Origin of the sequence: Pantoea phytobeneficialis (genome assembly GCF_009728735.1) — a bacterium.
Taxonomy (GTDB): Bacteria; Pseudomonadota; Gammaproteobacteria; order Enterobacterales; family Enterobacteriaceae; genus Pantoea; species Pantoea phytobeneficialis.
Genome location: NZ_CP024637.1, coordinates 285,086 through 308,226 on the forward strand (window position 1 = coordinate 285,086; position 23,141 = coordinate 308,226).

The window sequence follows — 23,141 nt, forward strand, 5'->3', positions numbered from 1 at the left end:
TCTTAGGCTGTCTGATGATTGTAATGACGTATTGGCTGTGCAACTATCCGCTGAAATCAGGACACAGTGTACGGAGTGACGCACAATGTCATTAGATATTGCTTTGCTGCATGCGGTGGTGGCGGTGGCAAAAGCAGGCGGTTTTCGTGAAGCGGCTCGCATGACGGGTAGCAATCCTTCCCGTCTCAGTGATGCCGTACGTCGCGCTGAACAACAACTGGGTGTGCGGCTGTTCAACCGCACCACGCGCACCGTGGCGCTAACCGAAGCGGGCAGGGCATTGATGCTGCGCCTGCTACCCGCAATGAATGAAGTGGATGCTGCGCTTGATGCGCTTAATCGTTTTCGCGATACACCGGGCGGCACCTTGCGCCTGAACGTCCCCGTCAGCGCCGCGCGTCTGGTGCTGCCCGCAATCATCCCAGGATTCCTGGCGCGCTATCCCGATATTCAGTTGGAGGTGGTGGCCGAAAGCAATGTTCAGGACATCTTTCGCGACGGTTGCGATGCGGGCATCCGCTATGACGATCATCTGGAGCAGGACATGGTCGCGCTCCCCATTGGCCCACGTATCCAGCGTTTCGCGGCAGCGGCGGCACCGGGATATCTGGCGCAATATGGCATACCGCAACATCCACGCGAGCTGATGCAGCATCGTTGCCTGCTGGGGCGCTATGCCACCGGGGTGATGGCTGAATGGGAATTTGCCCGTGCGGATGAAACCGTGCGGCTTCAGCCGAAAGGGCCGTTAACCTGTAGCATCGGGGCGGCGATGGATTTAACGGTGCAAGCGGCGATTGCCGGTACCGGGATTGTTTATCTGTTTGAAGATTGGCTGCGACCGGCTCTGGTGAACGGGCAGCTCCAGGCGATACTCACGGAGTGGTGGCTGAGTTTTTCCGGCTTGTGGCTCTACTACAACGATCGTCGTTTAATTCCGGCACCGCTCCAGGCCTTTATCGATTATGTCCGTGAGTTGAATACAGCCAGATGAAATTGCTATTCCTGAACTTTTCCCCGGCGTGATATACCAGGCAGGTGCTATGTATTGAAATAACAGTTAAACAGGGATCATCGTTGGAGGTTTTTTCATGCAGTCTTCTTTTCCCCTCGTTTCGCGCGCCACTATCAGCCAGATTTCACCCTCGCTTATCCGCGAAATTGCCAATGAAGGGATGGATCGTCCCGATATGCTCGCCTTCTGGTTTGGCGAGTCGGACAAACCGACACCACAATATATCACCGACGCCGCAATCACCTCGCTACAACAGGGGGAAACGCGGTATATCCAGAACCTTGGGCGGCCTTATTTGCGCCAGGCGTTGTCAGATTACCTCGGCCAGTTACATGGACGCCCCATCGGTAGCGAACAACTGGCGATCACCAGCGCGGGTATCAACGGGCTGATGCTGGTGGCGCAAACGGTGCTGTCACCGGGAGATAAGGTGGTGGCGATCACCCCAGTGTGGCCAAATGTGGTGGAGATCCCGCAGATCCTCGGCGCAACCGTGGATCGTGTCGCGCTGACGGTGAAGGAGGGGGCGTGGGCGCTGGATATGGATCAATTGCTGAGTGCGTTGCGTCCTGATGTACGGATGTTGATCATCAACTCGCCGGGTAACCCGACGGGCTGGACGATCACCAACGAAGAAGTACAAACCATCCTCTCGCACTGCCGCAAACACGGCATCTGGATCCTCAGTGATGATGCTTATCAACGGCTGATCTATGCCAGCGATCGTCACTATGCACCGTCGTTCCTTGATTACGCCACACCGGACGATCGCCTGATTTCGGTGAATACCTTCTCCAAAGCCTGGCTGATGACCGGATTTCGTGTGGGCTGGGTGGTCGCGCCACCATTGATTATCGAAGCGTTGGGCAAGTTGATTGAGTTCAACACCAGTTGCCTGTTTGAACCCTGCCAGCGCGCGGCGCAAGCGGCGTTGTTGAGCGGTGAAAGCGGCATTATCAGTTTGCGTGCCGAGCTGGCGCACAGCTATCAATTTTTGGTCAATGGACTGCGAGAATTGCCGGGCGTGACGGTGCCAGAAAGCGGCGGGGGGATGTATGCGTTCTTCCGAATTGAGGGCTTCGCGGATACCACCCTGCTGACCAAACGACTGGTACGGGAAAGCTCACTCGGCCTGGCACCCGGTGCGGCATTTGGTCCGGAAGGCAATGGTTGGGTTCGCTGGTGCCATGCGGTGTCCTCCACCGATAAGTTGCAGCAGGGCCTGGCGCGTCTGGGTGAGTTTTTAGCGCGTAATCGTTAATGGCTTCCATTCGTAGCGGCGCGATTTATCGCGCGGGTTTTGGCTACGGCGGTAAAAAGGCGCGATAAATCGTATAGATAAAAAAAAGCCGATAACCGTTGCCAGTTATCGGCTTTTTCGCTTTACGCAAACATTATGCGCTCAGCAATTGATCCGCGGTCTTTTCCACCAGCGCCAGCAGGATTTTAACATCCTCCAGCGTCACGGTTGGGTTCAGCAACGTCAGCTTCAGGCAGGTGATGCCATCAGCCTCAGTCACACCCACGTTAGCGCGACCTGACTCCAGCAGTGCATCACCGATGCGCTGGTTAAACAACGCTACGGCCGCATCGCCGCTGGATGCCAGCTGCTCAGGGCGGAAACGGAACAGAACGCTTGCCAGCTGCGGCTGCATGACCAGCTCAAAACGCGGCAGGTCGCTGACGTATTGCGCAACTTCCTGCGCCAGGGTCACACCGTGATCGATAATCGCGGCGTATTGTTTCTGACCCAGAGCTTCCAGACCCATCCACAGCTTCAGCGCATCGAAACGACGGGTGGTTTGCAGTGATTTGGAAACCAGGTTTGGCACGCCCTGCTCTTCATCGAACTCAGAGTTCAGGTACGCCGCCTGATAACGCATCAATTCATAATGACGCTCATCTTTCAGCAGGAACGCACCACAACTGATGGTCTGGAAGAACTGCTTGTGGAAGTCCAGGGTGACAGAATCCACCAGCTCAAGGCCATCCAGGTAATCGCGATACTTCTCAGACAGCAGCAGTGCGCCGCCCCATGCCGCATCGACGTGAACCCAGATGTTGTGCTCAGCAGCAATGCCGGCGATTTCACGCAGCGGGTCAATGGCACCCGCATCAGTGGTGCCAGCGGTGGCAACAATCGCCAGAATCTGCTCGCCGTTAGCTTCGGCCTGTGCCAGTTTGGCTTTCAGGTCGTTAACATCCATGCGGGCAAAACGGTCTGACTGCACCTGCACCACAGATTGATAACCGTGGCCCAGCAGCGCCATGTTCTTCTGCACTGAGAAGTGGGCGTTTTCCGAGCACAGCACTTTAATCTTACGCAGATCGCCAGTGATGCCATCCTGCTGAACCGAATGACCCTGACGCGCATAGAATGCATCACGCGCCAGCATCAGACCCATCAGGTTGCTTTGGGTACCGCCACTGGTGAACACGCCAGCGTCACCGGCCGGATAACCCACTTGCGCACGCAACCATTCAATCAGTTTGATCTCAATGATGGTGGCAGACGGACTTTGGTCCCAGGAATCCATGCTCTGGTTAGTGGCGTTGATCAGCACTTCCGCGGCCTGGCTTACCACCAGGCTCGGACAATGCAGATGCGCCACGCACTGCGGATGATGCACCGACAGGCTGTCTTTCAGAAAGTATTCAATCGCGCGCTCAATCGCGGCCTGGTTACCCAGGCCATTCGGATTGAAGTCGAGCGTAATACGCTCACGCAGTTCAGCAACGGTTTTGCCCTGGTACATTTCAGGCTGCTTGAGCCACTGCACCACGGCGGCGCTGCTCTGCGCAATCGCCTGCTGGTACGCTTCAATGCTTTGTGCAGAAGCGGCCAGAATCGGGTTTACTTCAGTCATCTAACTCTTCCGAATCAAACTGGTTTGATGCCAGCGCCAAGCAGCGCCTGCTCAAATTTATCAAGGAAAATCTTCAGTTCGTCGTTGCTGATCAGCAGCGACGGCAGCAGACGCAGTACCGCGCCATGACGGCCGCCACGCTCCAGAATCAGGCCCGCTTCGAAGCATTTCTTCTGCAACAGGGCAGAGAGTTCGCCATCAGCCGGGTAAGCACCCATATGATCAGCCGCTTCGTTCGGTTTCACGATCTCGATACCGATCATCATGCCCAGACCACGAATGTGGCCGATTACCGGGTAGCGCTTCTGCATTTCTGCCAGCTGCGCTTTCAGCCATTCGCCCTGTTCTGCCACTTTGCCCGCGATATCCTGTTCTTTCAGGATTTTCAGCGTAGTCAGGCCGGTAGCCATTGCCAGCTGGTTGCCACGGAAGGTGCCGGTGTGATGGCCCGGTGACCAGGCATCGAACTGCTTTTTGATACCCAGAACCGCCAACGGCAGACCGCCGCCTACGGCTTTTGACATCACGATGATGTCTGGCTCAATGCCTGCGTGTTCGAAGGCGAAGAATTTGCCGGTACGGGCAAAGCCAGCCTGCACTTCGTCGAGGATCAGCAGAATGCCGTGTTCCTGGGTTACTTTACGGATGCGCTGCAACCACTCGATCGGAGCCGGGTTCACGCCGCCTTCACCCTGAACGGCTTCGAGGATCACCGCAGCCGGTTTACGCACGCCACTTTCAACGTCGTTGATCAGGTTTTCGAAGTAGTAGGTCAGAGCTTTCACGCCCGCTTCACCACCGAGGCCCAGCGGGCAGCGGTACAGGTGCGGGTAAGGCATGAACTGAACTTCTGGCATCATACCGTCAACCGCTTCTTTCGGTGACAGGTTGCCGGTGACTGACAGCGCACCGTGGGTCATACCGTGATAACCGCCAGAGAAGCTGATAACGCCGCTACGGCCAGTGACTTTTTTCGCCAGCTTAAGGGCGGCTTCAACCGCATCGGCACCGGAAGGGCCGGTGAATTGCAGGCAATACTCTTTACCCTGACCCGGCAGCAGAGACAGCAGGGCTTCAGAGAACTGATCTTTTAACGGAGTCGTCAGATCAAGGGTATGTAACGGCAAGCCGCTGGTAATGACATTTTGGATGCTTTGCAGAACTTCCGGGTGGTTATGACCCAGTGCTAAAGTTCCTGCGCCAGCCAGGCAGTCAAGATATTGTTTATTCTCAACATCGGTAATCCACACGCCATGTGCTTTCGCAATTGCTAAAGGCAATTTACGTGGATAACTCCTGACATTCGATTCGAACTCAGCCTGACGGGCTAAGAACGCGTCGTTGTTTCCGTGGAATGAGTTGGCACCAAAATTATCAATACGGACTTTATCCGTCATCATATCTCTCCTCAACCGGGGGCAGGAAATGCGCGCCGATTGGTTAATTGAACAAAAAACTACCACCTGTGAAAAAAGCGCCGCCAATATAGAGCCTTTTACCCTGGGGGGCAATGATTAATTTTGTTTAGAATTGTTTATTACTTCTATATACGAATCAGGGCTTTGCTGAAGAATTGTCCGATTATTTTAATGTGGTTGTATGACGTGCGTATTAAATAATCGAGTGAATAAAAAGACTTATGCCTGCGAGCGATAACCACGGGCCAAAAGCGATGGCCTGATTCAAGCGTTGCTGCCACAAAATTCTGGAAATTAAGGCAAATAAAATGCCGCTACTACAGGCAATAATGAGCACAATCGGTAAAGCCTCCCAGCCTGTCCAGGCCGCGATCGCCGCCAGCAATTTTGCATCTCCCATTCCCAGTGCGTGCTGGTGGCGCAGCCAGTGATAGCCATGTGCAAGCCCCGCCAGTGAGATATACCCAATCACCACGCCCAGCACCGCATCCGTCAGCGAACCGGGCATAAGCGCCAGACAGTGCAATAATAAGCCGACCCACAATAACGGCAGCGTGACCGCATCAGGTAATAAATAATACCGGATATCGATGAGCGACAATGCCAACAAGGAGCCACAGAAAAATAATGTCGCCAACAACAAAGGGATATCCGGTAAAAATTTGCTCAGAACCAGACTGATGACAGCCATAAGCAATTCAATCAATGGGTAAATTATGCTTATCGGTTGGTGGCAATTGCGGCATTTACCCCGCAGCAACATCCAGCTTAAGAGAGGAATATTGTCGCGCCAGCAGAGCGAATTAAGGCAATTCGGGCAGTGTGATGGGGGAAACAACAAGCTCAGCTGTTGATCCGGTTGCATTAATCGTAGCGGCAAATGATAGACCACGACATTAATAAAGCTGCCGATGCTCAGGCCCAGCATTAACCAATAACACCATTCCATGTGTTTATCCTCGCAGTATTCTCCGGATACTTTATGCCGGCAGGGATAAACAAGGCGAGGGTAAATGAGCTATTACAACAAGTTGCACAAAGTTTTCAGCGCTGCATTCATAAATTTGCGGGTGTAGGGCGGTTGTCTGATTTTATTGCGATTAGTCGTGCGCTATTTAATTACTGCTGACGCTTAAACATCTGGATCGCTTCCTGCACGTTGCTGGTTTCAAGCTGCATCACGTACGCGTTATTGAGGAAAACATCATAATGCCCGGCATTATAGCGGAAGACATAGAGCGCCCCACGAAAGCGTAACCCTTTGGTTTTAACACCAATATGATGACGGCGCAGTGCGGCCTGCGAGAGACGGTCAGTTTCAGTTTTCACAGTTCACCTCCATGCCTGAAATTAAGTAAAAAACCAGGTAAATCAGCATAATGCCATTACCTTAGTTTTCCCTTAAGAAGAGTATAGTTAATCCTTTAATTTCAGGATTTGCAGGGAATTAAAGATTGTGAATCCCGCATCAAAGAGGCATATCCCCGTCAACCAGAATATCTGCCGTGATGTTCTACCAATCCTCAACACCAGACAGAAACAGTCTCACTTCTTCGTGTCATTTAATGTTCCGTTAAGTTTTCCGCCGTATTTTGTTTTTTAGCGAAACAACCCAGTGTGTCTAATGCTTTCAAAATGTGAGAAAAATTTGATTAGTGCATCATGCTGTACTAAGTGTTTATGCAGATGATAATAGGATTTATAACCCGTTAAAAACGTTGTTTACACTAGATAATTCTGGCAGTTAACCAGCTAATTTTAAGCAAAAGGCCTTAAACATTAAGGAATCTAATTTATGTCCTTTCTTCCGTTCTCGCGCCCGTCACTGGGCGAAGACGAGTTAGCAGCAGTCAAAGCGGTTTTTGAATCTGGCTGGATCACCACCGGGCCACAAAACGCCGCACTGGAACAAGCCTTTTGCCAGTTAACCGGCAATCAGCACGCGGTTGCCGTCTGTTCTGCCACCGCCGGTATGCATGTGACGCTGATGGCGCTGGGAATTAAGCCGGGTGATGAGGTGATTACGCCGTCGCAGACCTGGGTTTCCACCCTCAACATCATCACTTTGATGGGCGCAACGCCGGTGATGATTGATATCGACCGCGATACCTTGATGGTGACGCCGGAGTTGGTGGAAGCCGCGATTACGCCGCGCACCCGCGCCATTATTCCGGTGCATTATGCGGGTGCGCCCACCGATATTGATGCGATTCGTGCCGTGGGGGAAAAGCATGGTATCGCGATCATTGATGATGCGGCCCACGCGCTGGGTACACACTACAAAGGTCATCAGGTCGGGCAACGCGGCACGGCGATCTTTTCCCTGCACGCCATTAAAAATATCACCTGTGCTGAGGGTGGCGTGGTGGTGACTGATGATGCCGCGCTTGCCGATCGCATTCGCAGCTTCAAGTTTCATGGCTTAGGTGTGGATGCTTACGATCGCCACACCCACGGTCGCCGCCCGCAGGCCGAGGTCATTACCCCGGGGTTCAAATACAACCTGCCGGATATCAGTGCCGCGATTGCGCTGGTGCAATTGCAAAAACTGGATGCCATCAATGCACGCCGCCGTGCGATTGCTCAGCGTTACCTGACCGAACTGGCAGATACACCTTTCCTGCCATTGTCGCTGCCCACCTGGGCGCACCAGCATGCCTGGCATTTGTTCATCATTCGTGTGGATGAAGCCCGGTGCGGCATCAGCCGTGATGGATTGATGGAAGCGTTAAAAGCACAAGACATCGGTACTGGCCTGCATTTCCGCGCGGCGCATACCCACAAATATTATCGCGAGCAATACCCGCAACTTTCTTTACCTCATACCGAATGGAACAGCGACCGTATCTGCTCAATTCCACTGTTCCCTGATATGACCGATGACGACGTTACCCGTGTCGTCAAAGCGCTGCACGCGCTGGCCGGAGGCTGAAATGCTGGAAGAAAAACCGATTCGTAAAGTGTCCGTGGTGATCCCGGTCTACAACGAAGAAGAGAGTCTGCCTGAGCTGGTACGTCGTACCCATGCCGCTTGCGACTTGTTCAAACTGGATTATGAAATTTTGCTGGTAGATGACGGCAGCAGTGACCGTTCCGGCGAGATGATCGCTGATGCCGCCGATATGCCCGACAGTCATGTGGTGGGGGTGTTGCTGAATCGCAATTACGGCCAACACTCGGCAATTATGGCGGGCTTCAGCCATGTCACCGGTGACCTCATCATTACGCTGGATGCTGATTTACAAAATCCGCCGGAAGAGATCCCTAATCTGGTGGCGGCAGCGCAGCAGGGCTATGACGTGGTCGGTACGGTACGCCAGAATCGCCAGGACAGTTGGTTTCGTCGTCGCGCCTCGCGCCTGATTAATAAACTTATTCAACGCGTTACCGGCAAAGCTATGGGTGATTACGGTTGCATGCTGCGTGCGTACCGTCGCCACATTGTTGATGCCATGCTGAATTGCCATGAGCGCAGCACCTTTATCCCGATCCTCGCAAATACGTTTGCCCGACGCACCATCGAGCTACCGGTGAAACACGCGGAGCGCGAATTTGGTGATTCGAAATATAGCTTTATGCGCCTGATCAACCTGATGTACGACCTGGTGACCTGCCTGACCACCACGCCGCTGCGTTTGTTAAGCGTGGTGGGAAGTGTGATTGCGCTGGCGGGTTTTGCCTTCTCACTGATTTTGGTGGTGTTGCGCTTATTCCTTGGCGCAGCCTGGGCCGGTGATGGCGTGTTTATGCTGTTCGCCGTGCTGTTTATGTTTATCGGCGCACAGTTCGTCGGTATGGGTCTACTGGGTGAATATATCGGCCGTATTTACAACGATGTCCGTGCCCGCCCTCGCTACTTTATTCAACGTGTTATCCCTTCGCATAAAAATGCATCTGTACAGGAAATTGAACAATGAAAACCATCGTCTTCGCCTACCATGACATGGGCTGTGCCGGCATTAATGCGCTGCTACAGGCTGGCTTCGAGATCAGTGCCATCTTCACGCACCCCGATACGGCCGGTGAAAATCACTTTTTTGGCTCGGTGGCGCGCATTGCCGCAGAGCAGGGCATCCCGGTGTATGCCCCGGATGATGTGAATCATCCGTTGTGGGTCGATCGTATCAAAGCGATGTCACCGGAGATTATTTTTTCCTTCTATTATCGCAACCTGTTGAGTGATGCCATCCTCAATTGCGCCCGACGTGGTGCTTACAACCTGCATGGTTCGCTGCTGCCGAAATACCGTGGCCGCGCGCCGCTGAATTGGGTGCTGGTCAACGGCGAAACCGAAACCGGTGTGACGCTGCATCGTATGGTGAAGCGTGCAGATGCGGGCGATATCGTGGCACAAACCCGTGTAGCGATTGACGCGCAGGACAACGTGCTGACGCTGCATCGCAAGCTGGTACAGAGCGCGGCACAGCTGTTGGAAGACGTCTTGCCTGCCATGAAGCGCGGTGAGATTCGGGCTGTCCCGCAGAATGATAACGATGCCACCGTGGTAGGGCGTCGCACGCCGGAGGATGGCCGTATTGACTGGTCGCGTCCGGCGACCGAGATCAATAACCTGGTACGTGCAGTGACCGATCCCTGGCCGGGCGCGTTTGCCTATGCCGGAACGGTGAAATTTATCGTCTGGAAAGGACGTGTGCACCCAACCGCTCATGGTTCAAAACCGGGTACGGTGTTATCCGTCGATCCGTTCCTGATTGCCTGCGGAGAGGGTGCGCTGGAAGTGGTCACTGGCCAGAGCGATAACGGCGTCTATATGAATGGCAGCCAGTTGGCTCTCAGCCTCGGTATGGTGCCCAGCGCGCTGTTGTATTCACAACCGGTCGCCGCCGTGAAACGTCGCACCCGCGTGCTGATCCTCGGCGTGAATGGTTTTATCGGTAACCACCTGACCGAACGTCTGTTGCAGGATGATAATTTTGAAGTTTACGGCCTGGACATCAGTTCCGATGCCATCAGCCGTTTCCTCGGCCATCCGGGTTTTCATTTTGTTGAAGGTGACATCAGCATTCACTCGGAATGGATTGAATATCACATCAAGAAATGCGACGTGGTGTTGCCGTTGGTGGCCATCGCCACGCCGATTGAGTACACCCGCAATCCGCTGCGCGTGTTCGAACTGGATTTCGAAGAGAACCTTAAAATCATCCGAGACTGCGTGAAGTACAAAAAACGCATCATTTTCCCATCGACATCAGAAGTTTATGGCATGTGTACCGACCGTCATTTTGATGAAGATAACTCGAACCTGGTGGTGGGGCCAATTAACAAACAGCGTTGGATCTATTCCGTTTCCAAACAACTGCTGGATCGGGTGATTTGGGCTTATGGTGAAAAAGAAGGTCTGCGCTTTACGCTGTTCCGTCCATTTAACTGGATGGGACCGCGTCTGGATAACCTCAACGCCGCGCGTATCGGTAGCTCCCGCGCCATCACCCAGTTGATTCTTAACCTGGTTGAGGGCTCGCCGATCAAACTGATTGACGGTGGGGCGCAGAAACGTTGCTTTACCGATATCCGTGATGGCGTTGAAGCCTTGTTCCGTATTATCGAGAACAAGCAGAACAACTGCGACGGCCAGATCATCAATATCGGTAACCCGGAAAACGAAGCCAGCATTAAGGAATTGGCTGAGAAGTTACTGGCAAGTTTCGAGCGCCACCCGTTGCGCGATCAGTTCCCGCCGTTTGCCGGTTTCCGCGAAGTGGAGAGCAGCAGCTATTACGGCAAAGGCTACCAGGATGTTGAGCACCGTAAACCGTCAATCAAAAACGCCCGTCGCTTGTTGGGCTGGACACCGGAAGTGCAGATGGATACCACCATCGACAACACGCTGGATTTCTTCCTGCGCACCGTCGAGTTACAGGCTGAGCAATGATGAAAAAAGTCGGCTTGCGCGTTGATGTCGACACCTGGCGCGGTACGCAACAAGGCGTACCCGCGCTGCTGGAGCTGTTCAGCCTGCATCAGGTGCAGGCCAGCTTCTTTTTCAGCGTCGGGCCGGACAACATGGGGCGCCACTTGTGGCGCCTGCTAAAGCCGCGCTTTCTCTGGAAGATGCTGCGCTCGCGCGCTGCCTCCTTATATGGCTGGGATATCCTGCTGGCCGGTACGGCCTGGCCGGGTAAGGAGATCGGTCGTGGACTGGAAGAGATTATCAGCGCCACCGCCGATCACCACGAAGTGGGTCTGCACGCCTGGGACCACTTTGCCTGGCAGACCTGGGCGGGGGTTTGGCCGGAGCAGCGGTTGATAGAGGAAATTGCCCGGGGTAAGCAGGCGCTGGAGGCAATCATAGGTGACACTGTCACCTGTTCGGCTGTGGCCGGATGGCGTGCTGATGGCCGGGTTGTTGAGGCTAAACAACGCTTCGGTTTCCGCTATAACAGCGACTGCCGGGGTACCGGCCCCTTTCTGCCGCGCCTGAGTGACGGCAGTCTGGGAACGGTGCAGATTCCGGTCACGTTACCCACCTGGGACGAGGTGGTTGGCCCCAGGGTGGGTGTCCACGAGTTCAACGACTTTTTGCTTAATCAGCTGAGTCAGGCCGACGAAATGGCGGTTTATACCATTCATGCCGAGGTGGAAGGGATTGTCGGACATCAGGCGTTTAGCCAATTGCTCAGCCGGGCGGAAAAACAGGGCATTCAATTTTGCCCGCTGAGTGAGTTATTGCCTGAAGATCTCAATACACTGCCCATCGGCAACGTCGTACGCGGACAGATTCCCGGACGTGAAGGCTGGCTCGGCTGCCAGCAACAACAATACAGGTAACCACGGATGCGAACTGGTACTAAAACAGCGCTGCTGCTGTTTGTATTTGCGCTTTACTACCTTATCCCTATTGAATTCCGCGCCTTATGGCAACCTGATGAAACCCGCTATGCGGAGATCAGCCGTGAAATGCTCGCCAACGGTAACTGGGTGACGCCGCATTTTTTCGGTCTGCGTTATTTTGAAAAACCGATTGCCGGTTACTGGATCAATGACTTCGGACAGTTGTTGTTTGGTCACACTAATTTTGCCGTGCGCGTGGGGTCTATTTTCAGCACCACCCTTACCGCGCTGCTGGTGTTCTGGATGGGTACCCGCCTGTTTGCCAGCCGTACGGTGGCGTTAAGCGCCAGTATTATCTTTCTGACCTCGCTGCTGGTCTACGCAGTAGGCACCTATGCGGTGCTCGATCCGATGCTGACGCTATGGATGGTGGCCGCGATGGCGAGCTATTACCTGGCGGTACAGGCCAGCACGTCACGTCAGCGTTTGCTGGGCTATGTCTTGCTCGGTATTGCCTGCGCTATGGGCTTTATGACCAAAGGCTTTCTGGCGTTGGCCGTTCCGGTTCTGGCTATTCTGCCGTGGGCGGTAGCGCAACGCCGCTTTGGTGAGCTGTTACGTTTTGGCCCGTTGACGGTGTTGGTGGCGGTGCTGGCGAGTGCTCCGTGGTCGCTGGCGATTTATCATCAGCAGGGGGATTTCTGGCACTATTTCTTCTGGGTTGAGCATATTCAACGTTTTGCCGAGTCGGATGCTCAGCACAAAGCTCCCTTCTGGTATTACCTGCCGATTTTGTTGGCGGGATCGTTGCCGTGGTTGGGACTGTTGCCAGGATCGTTGATTCAGGGCTGGCGTCAGCGTGGACAGCAACCAGGTTTGAGCTACTTGCTCAGCTGGACGCTACTGCCGCTGCTGTTTTTCAGTATTGCGAAAGGTAAGTTGCCGACCTACATCCTGCCGTGTTTTGCCCCGCTGGCGCTGCTGATGGCGCACTATGCTCACAGCATGACGCCGCAGGTGATCAAAGCCATGAAGGCCAACGCGTGGATCAATATGTTTTTTGGTGGCGTTGCCGCCGTGGCGCTGGCGGTGGTGCTGGCTCCCTGGGGGCTGGCGCATCGTCCGCCATTTGGCGTCACTGAACATTACAAACTGATGCTCGGGATCCTGGCGTTTGGCGGCTGGACATTGTTTGGTGCTCTGAGTCAGAAAAACTGGCAACTGGCTGCCTTATGCCCGTTGGTACTGGCGTTGGTGATTGGTTTTGCTATCCCGGATCGGGTCCGTGACAGCAAACAACCACAAAACTTCGTGGCGGCGGTATCCGGGCAGTTGGCTGACAGTCGCTATATCCTGGCGAATGATCCCGGCATTGCGTCTGCGGTGGCCTGGGAGATGAAGCGCGCTGATATTCTGTTCTATGAACGCAAGGGCGAAGTGGGATATGGTCTGAGCTATCCCGATGCTGCGCATCGCTATGTTTCTGCGGATGCCTTTGCCGACTGGCTGGCACAGCATCGCAAGCAGGGCAAGGTGTCACTGACCATGATCATGTCTTCGACCGGTACAAACCCGGATGCACGCCTGCCGAAACCTGATTTTGTTTATCGTCAGGGACGGTTGTTGTATTACGGCTACGATCAGCAGCCATGAATCTTCTCCTGATCCTGCTGGTAAGCCTGCTGAGTTGTGCCGCGCAGTTGTGTCAGAAGCAGGCGGCCTGGATCGGCAGGCGCGAAGGTAAAGCGCGCCTGTTGATGTGGATCGCGCTGAGTATGTTGCTGCTTGGTCTCGCGATGCTGCTGTGGCTGGTGGTGTTGCGTCTGGTGCCCGTTAGCGTCGCTTATCCGATGCTCAGTCTCAATTTCGTGTTGGTGGCGCTGGCTGCCCGGCTGATTTGGCGCGAGAGTTTTAGCCTGCGGCAGATAATCGGCACGCTGTTGATTGTTGCAGGCGTTGCCCTGATGGGAAGCCACTTATGAAAGGGTATGGACTGGCATTATGCAGCGTGATGTTGGTGTCGCTGGCGCAACTCCTGTTGCGCGCCGGGATGCTGCATTTTCCCGGGTGGCAGGCCATCTTTGACGGTGAACTTTGGCAGCAACCGTTGCCGTTGATCTTGCTGTTTATCGGTTTAAGTGCCTACGCATTGTCGATGCTGTGCTGGATGCTGGCATTACGTCACCTGGCGCTGAACCGACTCTATCCCTTACTCAGCATCAGTTATGTGCTGGTATGGCTTGCCGCGATTTCGTTGCCGATGTTTGACGAGCCATTCCGTTGGAGCAGCCTCGCCGGAGTGGGGTTGATTGCTGCCGGATTACTTTGTGTATCGCTACCCGGCAGAAAATAGTCATTATTCTTTGGCGTAGAGATACACCGAAGCACGCGAAACGCCCAGTTGCTGTGCAATCACCTCCATTGATCGCTTTACCTCAAGTAACCCGCTGGTGCGCAGTTCCTGCATCAGCGTCTTACGATCGGCCGCTTTTAGCGCGCGCGGCGTGGTCGCCAGACGCGCGGCGAACTGTTCAATCCGCTGCCGTAAGGCTTCTGTACCTGCCGGTTCCAACTGCTCTGTAATATCACGGGTGGCAATCTGGGTGAACTGCGCCAGTGCGCTTTGCATACCGCGAAACAGCGTCATATCCACATTCAGACACAGCGCCGCCACATAGTTCCCTTCGGCATCTTTCAGACCAATCGAGGTGCTCTTTACCGCACGTCCGTCAGCCAGCTGATTCGCATAGTTTGTCAGAAGCGAAGGAAATTCCGGCGAGGCAATACGCGCCAGGCCCAGTTCGGTAGTCGGTTCACCGATTTCCCGTCCGGAAAGATTGTTATAAATGGCAAGAATGGAGTGTTCTGGATTTTGTAAATCGTGCACCACCACCTCGCAAAACGGGGCAAAAGTGGCGCTCAGTCCTTCGGCGATGGTGGTCAGCTGCGCCAGCAGCAAGGCATTTTGCTGATCGGGCATCGTGGCTCTCCAAAATGGCTAGATTATTTGTCTAATTTTATATATTTTGTCATTTCAATGCAAAGTCCTTCACCTAAAAGGTTAACCGCATGACTGAGTTTACTTTGCCGACTTATGATGACGTCGCAGCCGCCACACAGCGTATCCAGCCCTATATCAACCCGACGCCGGTCATGACCTCGCGCAGTCTGAACGAGGCGTTAGAGGCCGAAGTTTTCTTCCAGTGTGAAAACTTTCAGCGCATGGGAGCGTTTAAATTTCGCGGTGCCCTCAACGCGTTATTACAGTTCACCCCCGAGCAGCGTAAAGCCGGGGTGGTGGCGTTCTCCTCCGGCAACCATGCGCAGGGTGTCGCGCTGGCGGCAAAATTACTCAGCATTCCAGCCACCATCGTGATGCCGTTGGATGCCCCGGCGGCCAAACTGGCCGCGACCAGAGGGTATGGCGCTCAGGTGGTGACGTATGATCGCTACAGCGAAGACCGGGAACAGATTGGTCGCGATCTGGCGGAAAAACACGGCCTGACGCTGATCCCTCCTTATGATCACCCACATGTGATCGCCGGACAGGGTACCGCCACTCAGGCATTGCTGGCGCAGACCGGCCCGTTGGATGTGCTGTTAACACCACTCGGCGGCGGCGGATTACTGGCAGGCAGCGCGTTGGCAGCACGTCATCTCAGTCCGGGTATCACCATTTATGGTGTGGAACCCGCAGCCGGAAATGACGGTCAGCAGTCGTTACGCGCGGGAAAAATCATCCGCATCGAGACGCCCAAGACCATCGCCGATGGTGCACAGACCCAATATCTTGGTCGCTACACTTTCCCGCTGATTCAAAGCCTGGTCGACGATATTCTTACCGCCAGTGATGAACAGCTGATCGCGGAAATGCGTTTCTTTGCCGAGCGCATGAAAATGGTGGTGGAACCGACCGGCTGCCTGGGGCTGGCCGCGGTGCGGGCTGATAAAGCGCGTTTCCGTGGGAAACGCATTGGCATTGTGATCAGTGGTGGTAACGTCGATATCAGTCGTTTCGGCACCTTGCTGGCTAACTAATCGCGCAGGAGACGTGTGTGAAATCGCTTCCCGAGTGGCTTACGCAACTTGAAACCCCGTTTTTATTGATCGATGAAGCGCGTTATCAACGCAATATCGACCGTTTATACCAACGCGTGGCGCAGCTGGGTAGCCAGGTGCGACCGCATCTGAAAACGCTGCGTTCGGTGGAAGCTGCCGCGTATCTGTTGCCGCAGGCGGATCATCCGGCCACCGTGTCCACCCTGGCAGAAGCGGAAGGCTTTGCCGCTGCCGGTTACCGCAATCTGTTGTATGCGGTAGGGATTGCGCCGCATAAATTGCCGCGTGTGGCGCAACTGATGCGTCAGGGTGTCCAGCTACACATTCTGCTGGATACGCCAGAACAAGCCCTGGCGGTCACCGAGTTTGCCCGCCAGCAGCAACTGACCTTTTCGGTTTTTATCGAAATCGACTGCGATGGCCATCGCGGCGGTATTCCACCTGACAGCGAGACGTTGCTGCAACTGGCGCAGCAACTGGAAGGACAAGGTGCGACCGTCACCGGACTGATGGCCCATGCTGGTGAATCTTACAACTGCCGTAGCGAAGAAGCGATTCGCGCTGCTGCACGCGCTGAGTGTGACGCCATTCGTCTGGCGGCACAGCGGGTGCGGGCGGCGGGCATTGCCTGCCCGATTCTCAGCGTTGGCGCAACGCCGACCGCGCATTATGCCGCGGAGCTGGAGAGCATCAGCGAGGTGCGTGCCGGGGTCTTCACCATGTTCGATCTGGTGATGCATAACGTGGGGGTATGCCAGAAGCAGGATATTGCTCTGTCGGTGGTAACCACCGTGATCGGCCATAACACGGCAAAGAACTGGGTGTTTGTTGATGCGGGTTGGATGGCGATGTCACGCGATCGCGGCACCGCGGCGGGGCCGGTCGATTATGGTTATGGGCTGGTTTGCGATATGCAGGGTGCCCCGTTGGATGTATGCCTCAGTACCACCAATCAGGAACACGGCATCATCAGCCTGCCTGAGAACGGTACGCTGACACCAGCGGATTTTCCGGTGGGTTCCCGTCTGCGCATCCTGCCCAACCACGCCTGCGCCACCGCCGCCATGCATCAGCATTACCAGGTATGGCAGGCAGAAAGCGAACAGCCGCGCGTCTGGTCACGCATTATGGGATGGTGAACGTGACGCCGTCACTGAATAAAACGCAGATGACGGCTATCAAGATGCGCCAGTGAGGCAACGCCCAGCATACCTAAATCACGGCTGACTTCGCTGGTGATCAGGTCAATCGCCAGATGCACGCCTTGCTCGCCACCAACGGCGCAGGCGTAGTTAAATGGCCGCCCAATAAAACAGGCTTCGGCACCGAGTGCCAATGCTTTGATGGCATCGGTGCCCCGGCGGATACCGCTATCCAGCATCACCGTCATTTCACCCGCGGCAGCAACGATTTCCGGCAATACATGGATGGGCGCGATGCTGGTATCCAACTGCCGTCCCCCGTGGTTCGACACCACGATCCCGTCAATGCCAATTTCTTTACAGCGTTGCGCATCGCGCTGGCTGAGGATGCCTTTAATCACCATCGCGCCAGACCAGCGACGGCGGATATGTTGAATATGTTCCCAGGTGAGATGGCTGCGGCCGCTGAAATCCCTGACCGCATGTTTGGAAAACAGCGGAGCACCGCGCACCGCCTGATTGTTTTCAAACCACGGCATGCCGCGTTTTAGCAGGGTTTTGATTAAGGTGCCGGTCAGCCAGCGGGGATGGGTGAGGCCCTCATATGCCAGTCGCAGGCTGGGTCTGAACGGGGTGGCAAACCCGGCGCGTACGTTATTCTCACGGTTAGCTTTCACCGGGGTATCCACCGTCACTACCAGCACCGGAATACGCGCCCGCGCCACGCGGTCGATCAGCAGATCAATCTCTTCATAGCTTTTTGGCAGGTATGCCTGAAACCACATCGCCGGATTGGCCTCCGCGACTTCTTCCAGCCGCATCAGCGAGGAGCCGCTCATAATAAACGGGATATTTTTCGTCGCCGCCGCTTTTGCCAGCGTCAGATCGCCTTCAAAACCAGTGATGGCGCTGATCCCCATCGGCGCAATCCCCACCGGAGCGGCATAGCGATGACCGAACAGCGTAACTTCGGTATTGCGCTGTGACACATCCACCATATTGTCCGGTATCAGGCTGTAGCGTGCGTACGACGTGAGGTTATGGTCGCGAGAAAGGTTGTCCTCGACACCACCGGAAACATAGGCGAACAACGGGCGTGGCAGATGTTTTTGGGCGTACTTCTCGAAATCATTTAACGACAGGCAGCGGTTGGCAAGTTTGCGCATTTCTTCAGGGGTTTAGGTCAGGAAGGCAATAAAAATCAATGCTATGTGCATCACCCGGCGATCACAAATGACAAAAACGGTAATGCTATGCGGAAAATCGCATAAGCGACATCATATCTGTAGCGGCGCGATTTATCGTGCAATTTCCTGCGTGGAGCTAGAAAACCCCGCGCGATAAATCGCGCCGCTACGTAATGGGAAAATGGATTTTATTAAATTCGATCCATAAATGAGGGCAGTGCTGGCACCGGCAGCACCGACAACACTTTCAGACGTTGCAGGGTGCGTACCTGTGCACGTTCCAGATGGTCACGCAGGCAGCCAGCAGCCAGCTCCCAGTTACCTTTCAGCAGCATCTCATACACCAGGCAATGCTCTTCCAACATCGCGGTTTCCACCGGGATGGACAGCAGATCATAAAAGATGCGCGTGACGATAAACGGCGACTGGTTTTGCCGCAGAATTTGCATCATCAATTTATTGCCTGCGGGTTCCAGGCAACGTACATGCAAATCCTCCTCCAGTAACTCCAGTTCGGCGGCGCTGAGTTGCTGACCTTTATAGCGTTGCGCTTTTTCCAGTGATGCCGTCAGCCACTCGACCGGCAGCAGGCGACCCGCTTTGCGGAGCGCGGTGGGTTCGAGGCTGGCGCGAATTTCGAAGTGGTCAGCAATTTCGCGTGCGGTCAGGGGACCGGTCAGCCATTGGGAATAGGGTTCTTTTTCCACCAAACCTTTATCACGCAGGCGCATCAGGCTTTCCCGAATAACCGCGCGGCTGACGTTGTAGTGCTGTGCGGCCAGTTGTTCGTCGAGTTGATAGCAGCCAAACACCATTGCCGTCGAGAGCACCACTTGCAGGTTATCCAGCACCTTTTCGCCGGTGCTGCGGGTATCCACCAGCGCCTCTTGTTCATCCAGACCCAGCAGTTCACGCGTCAGTCCGGCGCGTAACGGTTCTGGTTCCTCGTCCTCTTTCGCCACAATAAAGCCGCGACCTTCAAAGCGCGCGATTAACCCTTCTTCATGCAGCAGGCTCAGGGCGCGGCGTACCGGGACACGGCTGGTGCCAAACAACTGTGCCAGCGGCCCCTCCAGCAAGACCAGACCTTGCGGAACTCGCTTCTGTATCAATACGTTATGCAAAACCTGTCGGATCACTTCATAGCGCGCAGAACCGGTTTCTTCCGTCGCTGCCGGGGTGTTGTTTGTCAGCATTCTCATGTCATCGGCCCTGTTTTCATCGCGCTACATTATCACATCCGGGCGGGCTGCAAAGTCGCGTAATGGCGAAGCACAATTATGGTGCAGCTCGCACAATAACGGATCATATTTATAAATATACATCTTAAGGACGAGCTGGAGAGACTCGCAGCGTTTTCTTTCAGATGCTGACGATGATCATGTAACGAATTGAAAACACGTAGTTAACCGGTATTTTTCTATCTTATCAGGTGATCAATTCCTCCCGGCGGCAAGATCCTGGCATGAGCATTGCAATTAACAAATGGATATTATTTTCAAATATACATTTATGGAGTTGCAGATATGGCCAAAGAAATCCTTTGCGCATTTGGTGTAGACGTCGATGCTGTTGCCGGTTGGTTGGGTTCTTACGGCGGCGAAGATTCCCCTGATGATATCTCTCGCGGCTTGTTTGCCGGTGAAGTCGGCGCGCCACGTCTGCTGAAGATGTTTGCCGAGCAGAATCTGCGTACCACCTGGTTTATTCCCGGCCACTCGATTGAAACCTTCCCCGAGCAAATGAAAGCGGTGGTGAATGCCGGTCATGAAATCGGTATTCACGGCTACAGCCATGAAAATCCCATCGCCATGACGCCAGCGCAGGAAGAGGCGGTGCTGGATCGCAGCATCGAACTGGTGACCCAACTGGCAGGCAAACGTCCGACCGGCTATGTCGCCCCCTGGTGGGAATTCAGCAACGTCACCAACGAGTTACTGCTGAAGAAGGGTATCAAATATGACCACAGCCTGATGCATAACGATTTCCGTCCTTACTATGTGCGCGTCGGCGATAGCTGGACCAAAATCGACTACAGCCAGCACCCCGATAGCTGGATGAAGCCGTTACAACGCGGAGCAGAAACCGATCTGGTGGAGATCCCGGCCAACTGGTATCTCGACGATCTACCGCCGATGATGTTTATCAAAAAATCCCCCAACAGCCACGGTTTTGTTAACCCGCGTCATCTGGAAGAGATGTGGCGTGATCAGTTTGACTGGGTTTACCGCGAGAACGACTACGCGGTGTTCACCATGACCATCCATCCCGACGTGTCTGGCCGCCCACAGGTGTTGCTGATGCTGGAGCGTCTGATCCAGTACATCCGTAGCCACGAAGGCGTCCGTTTCGTCACCTTCGATGAGATTGCCGACGACTTTAAACAGCGCCAACCGCGCTAAGTACGCATACCGTCCCGTAGCGGCGCGATTTATCGCGTGAATGGCAGGACAGCGCGATAAATCGCGCCGCTACGGAATATGAACCCCTGACAGAGTGATAGCGCTATGAGCATCTTTAAGAAAATCTCCGTAAATGGCTGGCAGCCGCAGCAGTTGACCATCAGGGACGTAAAATTTGCCACCTGGATTGCTTTTTTCGCCTGGGTTTTTGCTGTTTATGATTTCATCCTGTTTGGCACCCTGCTGCCGGAAATCGGCGGCCATTTCGGCTGGAGCGAGGTTGAGCAGGCGGAAATCGCCACCTGGGTGGCGGTCGGCGGAGCGGTGATTGCACTGGCAATTGGCCCATTGGTCGACCGTCTCGGTCGCCGCATGGGGATTGTGGTCACCGTCGGGGGCGCGGCGATCTGCTCGCTGCTGACCGCTGTCGGTGGTGCCTGGGGTAAAGGCGCGCTGACCGCGATTCGTTCGGTGGCGGGGCTGGGTTATGCCGAGCAGACCGTCAATGCAACCTACCTGTCTGAGCTTTACACCGCCATCGACGACCCGAAACTCAATAAACGCAAAGGTTTTGTTTACAGCCTGGTGCAGGGCGGCTGGCCGGTAGGGGCGCTGGTGGCCTCGGCGCTGACGGCGATTCTGATGCCGATCATCGGCTGGCAGGGCAGCTTTATCTTTGCCGCGCTGCCGTCACTGGTGATTGCGGTTCTGGCGTTGAAACTGAAAGAAACTCCGCAATTCCAGGTCCAGAAAAAGATCCAGCAACTGCGCGCTGAAGGTAACGATCGCGATGCCCGCCAGGTTGCAGACGATTATCAGGTTTCATATGAAGAACAGCACAACGCCGGTCTGGCTGCTGCCTTCCGTGGCCCGTCACTGCGCGCCACGCTGGTGTTAGGCGGTGCGGTGTTAATCAACTGGTTTGCCATCCAGATTTTTAGCGTACTCGGCACCACGGTGATCACCAAAACCCATGACGTTTCCTTTAACAACTCGCTGCTGATCCTGATTCTCTCTAACCTCGTGGGCTACTGCGGCTATCTCGTGCACGGCTGGCTCGGCGATCGCATTGGCCGTCGCAACACCATTGCGGTTGGCTGGATGCTGGGCGGCGTCTCCTTTGCCGCGATGCTTTACTGCCCGGATAACTTCGCCACTATCGTTGCCCTGTACAGCATCGGCCTGTTTTTCCTGATTGGCCCCTACGCAGCAGCGCTGTTCTTTATCAGTGAAAGTTTCCCGACCGCCATCCGTGCCACGGCCGGTGCGTTGATTGGTGCGATGGGACCGGTCGGCGCGATTATCGCCGGTGTCGGTACGACCAGCGTCCTGAGTAGTGGTGGACACTGGCAGGATGCTGCGCTGTGGTTCGGTGCTGTCCCGTGCTTTATCTCCGGCATCATTATGTTTTTCGCTCGCGCACATGCACCACAACGCGCGGGTGTCAGTTCAGCGGTCACCACCGCTTAAGGAATGGTTATGCACCTTACGTCCTCAACTCAACCGGTTGCCGCTATCAGCGGCGCCGCCAGCGGAATTGGCCTGGCGCTGGCTACGCTCTACGCCCAGCGTGGCGTTAACGTGATCGCCGGTTACTATCCCGCCGATCCGCACGATCCGGCCTTAGCGGCGGCGCAGGTAGAAGCCGCCGGGGGCAATGCCCTCTGGCTACCGCTGGATGTGGCCTCGACTGACTCGGTAGATGCGTTTATCGCGCAGGGCGTGCAGCACTTTGGTCGTCTCGATTATATGGTGGCGAATGCCGGTATCCTGCGTCGCGCGCCGATTGAAGAGATGAGCGACGCACGCTGGGATGACATGTTAAACGTCGATCTGACCGGCGTGATGCGCTGTTTCCGTGCGGCCACGCCGCATCTGCACGCCGGAGCCAGTCTGGTGGCGGTTTCCTCCATTGCCGGTGGCGTTTACGGTTGGCAAGACCATGCTCATTATGCTGCCGCCAAAGCGGCAGTGCCGGGCATCTGTCGTTCGCTGGCGGTGGAACTGGCACCGCGCGGCGTGCGCTGTAATGCCATCATTCCCGGCTTGATCGAAACGCCGCAATCGCTGGATAAGCAGAACTCTCTTGGCCCGGAAGGGTTGGCAAAAGCAGCCAGCGCTATTCCGCTGGCGCGGGTGGGGCGACCGGAAGAGATCGCCAAAGTGATTGCCTTCCTTACCAGTGAAGAGAGCAGCTATCTCACCGGACAAAGCCTGATTGTTGATGGCGGTCTGACGGTACGCTGGCCGGATTAAGGA

The 23,141-nt window shown here is 55.0% G+C and carries 21 protein-coding genes; 14 read left to right on the top strand and 7 right to left on the bottom strand.

What is annotated here, in order from left to right:
• The first annotated feature begins 85 nt into the window (after positions 1-85).
• Together CTZ24_RS21580 and CTZ24_RS21585 are read left to right on the top strand one after the other, a co-directional pair.
• Positions 86-994 (top strand): LysR substrate-binding domain-containing protein, encoded by a 909-nt coding sequence (locus tag CTZ24_RS21580; RefSeq protein ID WP_208726486.1) that lies wholly within the window; start codon positions 86-88, stop codon positions 992-994.
• A 97-nt stretch (positions 995-1,091) separates the two neighbouring features.
• Positions 1,092-2,276, top strand: coding sequence for a pyridoxal phosphate-dependent aminotransferase (locus CTZ24_RS21585; RefSeq protein WP_208726488.1), 1,185 nt, complete (start codon positions 1,092-1,094; stop codon positions 2,274-2,276).
• A gap of 133 nt (positions 2,277-2,409) precedes the next feature.
• On the opposite strand, the gene CTZ24_RS21590 is transcribed toward CTZ24_RS21585, so the two are convergent.
• From CTZ24_RS21590 to CTZ24_RS21605, 4 genes are all read right to left on the bottom strand, one after another.
• On the bottom strand, positions 2,410-3,882 hold the full coding sequence (locus CTZ24_RS21590) for a pyridoxal phosphate-dependent decarboxylase family protein (protein WP_208726490.1): 1,473 nt from the start codon (positions 3,880-3,882) through the stop codon (positions 2,410-2,412).
• 14 nt (positions 3,883-3,896) lie between these two features.
• Entirely contained in the window at positions 3,897-5,282 is a 1,386-nt protein-coding gene (locus CTZ24_RS21595) for a diaminobutyrate--2-oxoglutarate transaminase (RefSeq protein WP_208726492.1), read from the bottom strand.
• A gap of 211 nt (positions 5,283-5,493) precedes the next feature.
• The gene (locus CTZ24_RS21600) at positions 5,494-6,249 is read right to left on the bottom strand and encodes a prepilin peptidase (protein ID WP_208726494.1); all 756 of its coding nucleotides are present in this window, start codon (positions 6,247-6,249) and stop codon (positions 5,494-5,496) included.
• Between the two features lie 170 nt (positions 6,250-6,419).
• On the bottom strand, positions 6,420-6,629 hold the full coding sequence (locus CTZ24_RS21605) for a hypothetical protein (RefSeq protein WP_208726495.1): 210 nt from the start codon (positions 6,627-6,629) through the stop codon (positions 6,420-6,422).
• Positions 6,630-7,095: 466 nt separating this feature from the next.
• Here CTZ24_RS21605 and arnB point away from each other — a divergent pair, with 466 nt between their 5' ends.
• From arnB to arnF, 7 genes are read left to right on the top strand one after another with little or no spacing between them, the layout of a single operon-like run.
• Complete coding sequence (gene arnB, locus CTZ24_RS21610; protein ID WP_208726497.1) at positions 7,096-8,232, top strand: UDP-4-amino-4-deoxy-L-arabinose aminotransferase; 1,137 nt, start codon at positions 7,096-7,098, stop codon at positions 8,230-8,232.
• A 1-nt stretch (position 8,233) separates the two neighbouring features.
• Positions 8,234-9,217 carry an undecaprenyl-phosphate 4-deoxy-4-formamido-L-arabinose transferase gene (arnC, locus tag CTZ24_RS21615; protein WP_208726499.1) on the top strand — a complete coding sequence of 328 codons (984 nt, stop codon included), beginning with the start codon at positions 8,234-8,236 and terminating at the stop codon, positions 9,215-9,217.
• Positions 9,214-11,193, top strand: coding sequence for a bifunctional UDP-4-amino-4-deoxy-L-arabinose formyltransferase/UDP-glucuronic acid oxidase ArnA (gene arnA, locus CTZ24_RS21620; protein WP_208726500.1), 1,980 nt, complete (start codon positions 9,214-9,216; stop codon positions 11,191-11,193). The genes arnC and arnA overlap by 4 nt, the downstream gene beginning before the upstream one ends.
• Complete coding sequence (gene arnD, locus CTZ24_RS21625) at positions 11,193-12,089, top strand: 4-deoxy-4-formamido-L-arabinose-phosphoundecaprenol deformylase (RefSeq protein WP_208726581.1); 897 nt, start codon at positions 11,193-11,195, stop codon at positions 12,087-12,089. The genes arnA and arnD overlap by 1 nt, the downstream gene beginning before the upstream one ends.
• A gap of 6 nt (positions 12,090-12,095) precedes the next feature.
• On the top strand, positions 12,096-13,745 hold the full coding sequence (arnT, locus tag CTZ24_RS21630) for a lipid IV(A) 4-amino-4-deoxy-L-arabinosyltransferase (protein WP_208726503.1): 1,650 nt from the start codon (positions 12,096-12,098) through the stop codon (positions 13,743-13,745).
• Positions 13,742-14,074 (top strand): 4-amino-4-deoxy-L-arabinose-phosphoundecaprenol flippase subunit ArnE, encoded by a 333-nt coding sequence (gene arnE / locus CTZ24_RS21635; RefSeq protein ID WP_208726505.1) that lies wholly within the window; start codon positions 13,742-13,744, stop codon positions 14,072-14,074. The genes arnT and arnE overlap by 4 nt, the downstream gene beginning before the upstream one ends.
• Positions 14,071-14,445, top strand: a complete 375-nt coding sequence (gene arnF, locus CTZ24_RS21640) for a 4-amino-4-deoxy-L-arabinose-phosphoundecaprenol flippase subunit ArnF (RefSeq protein ID WP_208726507.1) — start codon at positions 14,071-14,073, stop codon at positions 14,443-14,445. Before arnE ends, arnF begins: the two co-directional genes overlap by 4 nt.
• Before the next feature lie 3 nt (positions 14,446-14,448).
• On the opposite strand, the gene CTZ24_RS21645 is transcribed toward arnF, so the two are convergent.
• Positions 14,449-15,072, bottom strand: coding sequence for a helix-turn-helix transcriptional regulator (locus CTZ24_RS21645; protein ID WP_208726509.1), 624 nt, complete (start codon positions 15,070-15,072; stop codon positions 14,449-14,451).
• 89 nt (positions 15,073-15,161) lie between these two features.
• Between CTZ24_RS21645 and CTZ24_RS21650 the strand changes: the two genes are divergently transcribed.
• On the top strand, positions 15,162-16,130 hold the full coding sequence (locus CTZ24_RS21650; RefSeq protein WP_208726510.1) for a threo-3-hydroxy-L-aspartate ammonia-lyase: 969 nt from the start codon (positions 15,162-15,164) through the stop codon (positions 16,128-16,130).
• 17 nt (positions 16,131-16,147) lie between these two features.
• Positions 16,148-17,290, top strand: a complete 1,143-nt coding sequence (locus CTZ24_RS21655; protein ID WP_208726512.1) for an alanine racemase — start codon at positions 16,148-16,150, stop codon at positions 17,288-17,290.
• A gap of 11 nt (positions 17,291-17,301) precedes the next feature.
• Here CTZ24_RS21655 and CTZ24_RS21660 read toward each other — a convergent pair whose 3' ends face one another.
• Together CTZ24_RS21660 and CTZ24_RS21665 are read right to left on the bottom strand one after the other, a co-directional pair.
• A complete protein-coding gene (locus CTZ24_RS21660; RefSeq protein ID WP_208726514.1) occupies positions 17,302-18,459 on the bottom strand; it encodes an alpha-hydroxy acid oxidase in 1,158 nt (385 codons plus the stop codon).
• Positions 18,460-18,671: 212 nt separating this feature from the next.
• Entirely contained in the window at positions 18,672-19,682 is a 1,011-nt protein-coding gene (locus CTZ24_RS21665) for a GntR family transcriptional regulator (RefSeq protein WP_208726516.1), read from the bottom strand.
• A gap of 324 nt (positions 19,683-20,006) precedes the next feature.
• Here CTZ24_RS21665 and CTZ24_RS21670 point away from each other — a divergent pair, with 324 nt between their 5' ends.
• The 3 genes from CTZ24_RS21670 to CTZ24_RS21680 all read left to right on the top strand — a co-directional run bounded on the left by CTZ24_RS21670 (position 20,007) and on the right by CTZ24_RS21680 (position 23,138).
• The gene (locus CTZ24_RS21670; RefSeq protein ID WP_208726518.1) at positions 20,007-20,882 is read left to right on the top strand and encodes a polysaccharide deacetylase family protein; all 876 of its coding nucleotides are present in this window, start codon (positions 20,007-20,009) and stop codon (positions 20,880-20,882) included.
• 105 nt (positions 20,883-20,987) lie between these two features.
• Positions 20,988-22,352, top strand: coding sequence for an MFS transporter (locus CTZ24_RS21675; RefSeq protein WP_208726520.1), 1,365 nt, complete (start codon positions 20,988-20,990; stop codon positions 22,350-22,352).
• Positions 22,353-22,361: 9 nt separating this feature from the next.
• On the top strand, positions 22,362-23,138 hold the full coding sequence (locus tag CTZ24_RS21680; protein ID WP_208726522.1) for an SDR family NAD(P)-dependent oxidoreductase: 777 nt from the start codon (positions 22,362-22,364) through the stop codon (positions 23,136-23,138).
• Positions 23,139-23,141: the final 3 nt, after the last annotated feature.

Coding starts and splice junctions, on each gene's coding strand:
- arnF (WP_208726507.1), top strand. CDS start 14,071: ATGAAAGGGTATGGACTGGCATTATGCAGCGTGATGTTGGTGTCGCTG.
- CTZ24_RS21660 (WP_208726514.1), bottom strand. CDS start 18,459: ATGCGCAAACTTGCCAACCGCTGCCTGTCGTTAAATGATTTCGAGAAG.
- CTZ24_RS21680 (WP_208726522.1), top strand. CDS start 22,362: ATGCACCTTACGTCCTCAACTCAACCGGTTGCCGCTATCAGCGGCGCC.
- arnA (WP_208726500.1), top strand. CDS start 9,214: ATGAAAACCATCGTCTTCGCCTACCATGACATGGGCTGTGCCGGCATT.
- CTZ24_RS21670 (WP_208726518.1), top strand. CDS start 20,007: ATGGCCAAAGAAATCCTTTGCGCATTTGGTGTAGACGTCGATGCTGTT.
- CTZ24_RS21585 (WP_208726488.1), top strand. CDS start 1,092: ATGCAGTCTTCTTTTCCCCTCGTTTCGCGCGCCACTATCAGCCAGATT.
- CTZ24_RS21580 (WP_208726486.1), top strand. CDS start 86: ATGTCATTAGATATTGCTTTGCTGCATGCGGTGGTGGCGGTGGCAAAA.
- CTZ24_RS21675 (WP_208726520.1), top strand. CDS start 20,988: ATGAGCATCTTTAAGAAAATCTCCGTAAATGGCTGGCAGCCGCAGCAG.
- CTZ24_RS21650 (WP_208726510.1), top strand. CDS start 15,162: ATGACTGAGTTTACTTTGCCGACTTATGATGACGTCGCAGCCGCCACA.
- CTZ24_RS21595 (WP_208726492.1), bottom strand. CDS start 5,282: ATGATGACGGATAAAGTCCGTATTGATAATTTTGGTGCCAACTCATTC.
- arnE (WP_208726505.1), top strand. CDS start 13,742: ATGAATCTTCTCCTGATCCTGCTGGTAAGCCTGCTGAGTTGTGCCGCG.
- arnT (WP_208726503.1), top strand. CDS start 12,096: ATGCGAACTGGTACTAAAACAGCGCTGCTGCTGTTTGTATTTGCGCTT.
- CTZ24_RS21600 (WP_208726494.1), bottom strand. CDS start 6,249: ATGGAATGGTGTTATTGGTTAATGCTGGGCCTGAGCATCGGCAGCTTT.
- CTZ24_RS21645 (WP_208726509.1), bottom strand. CDS start 15,072: ATGCCCGATCAGCAAAATGCCTTGCTGCTGGCGCAGCTGACCACCATC.
- arnD (WP_208726581.1), top strand. CDS start 11,193: ATGAAAAAAGTCGGCTTGCGCGTTGATGTCGACACCTGGCGCGGTACG.
- CTZ24_RS21665 (WP_208726516.1), bottom strand. CDS start 19,682: ATGAGAATGCTGACAAACAACACCCCGGCAGCGACGGAAGAAACCGGT.
- arnB (WP_208726497.1), top strand. CDS start 7,096: ATGTCCTTTCTTCCGTTCTCGCGCCCGTCACTGGGCGAAGACGAGTTA.
- arnC (WP_208726499.1), top strand. CDS start 8,234: ATGCTGGAAGAAAAACCGATTCGTAAAGTGTCCGTGGTGATCCCGGTC.
- CTZ24_RS21590 (WP_208726490.1), bottom strand. CDS start 3,882: ATGACTGAAGTAAACCCGATTCTGGCCGCTTCTGCACAAAGCATTGAA.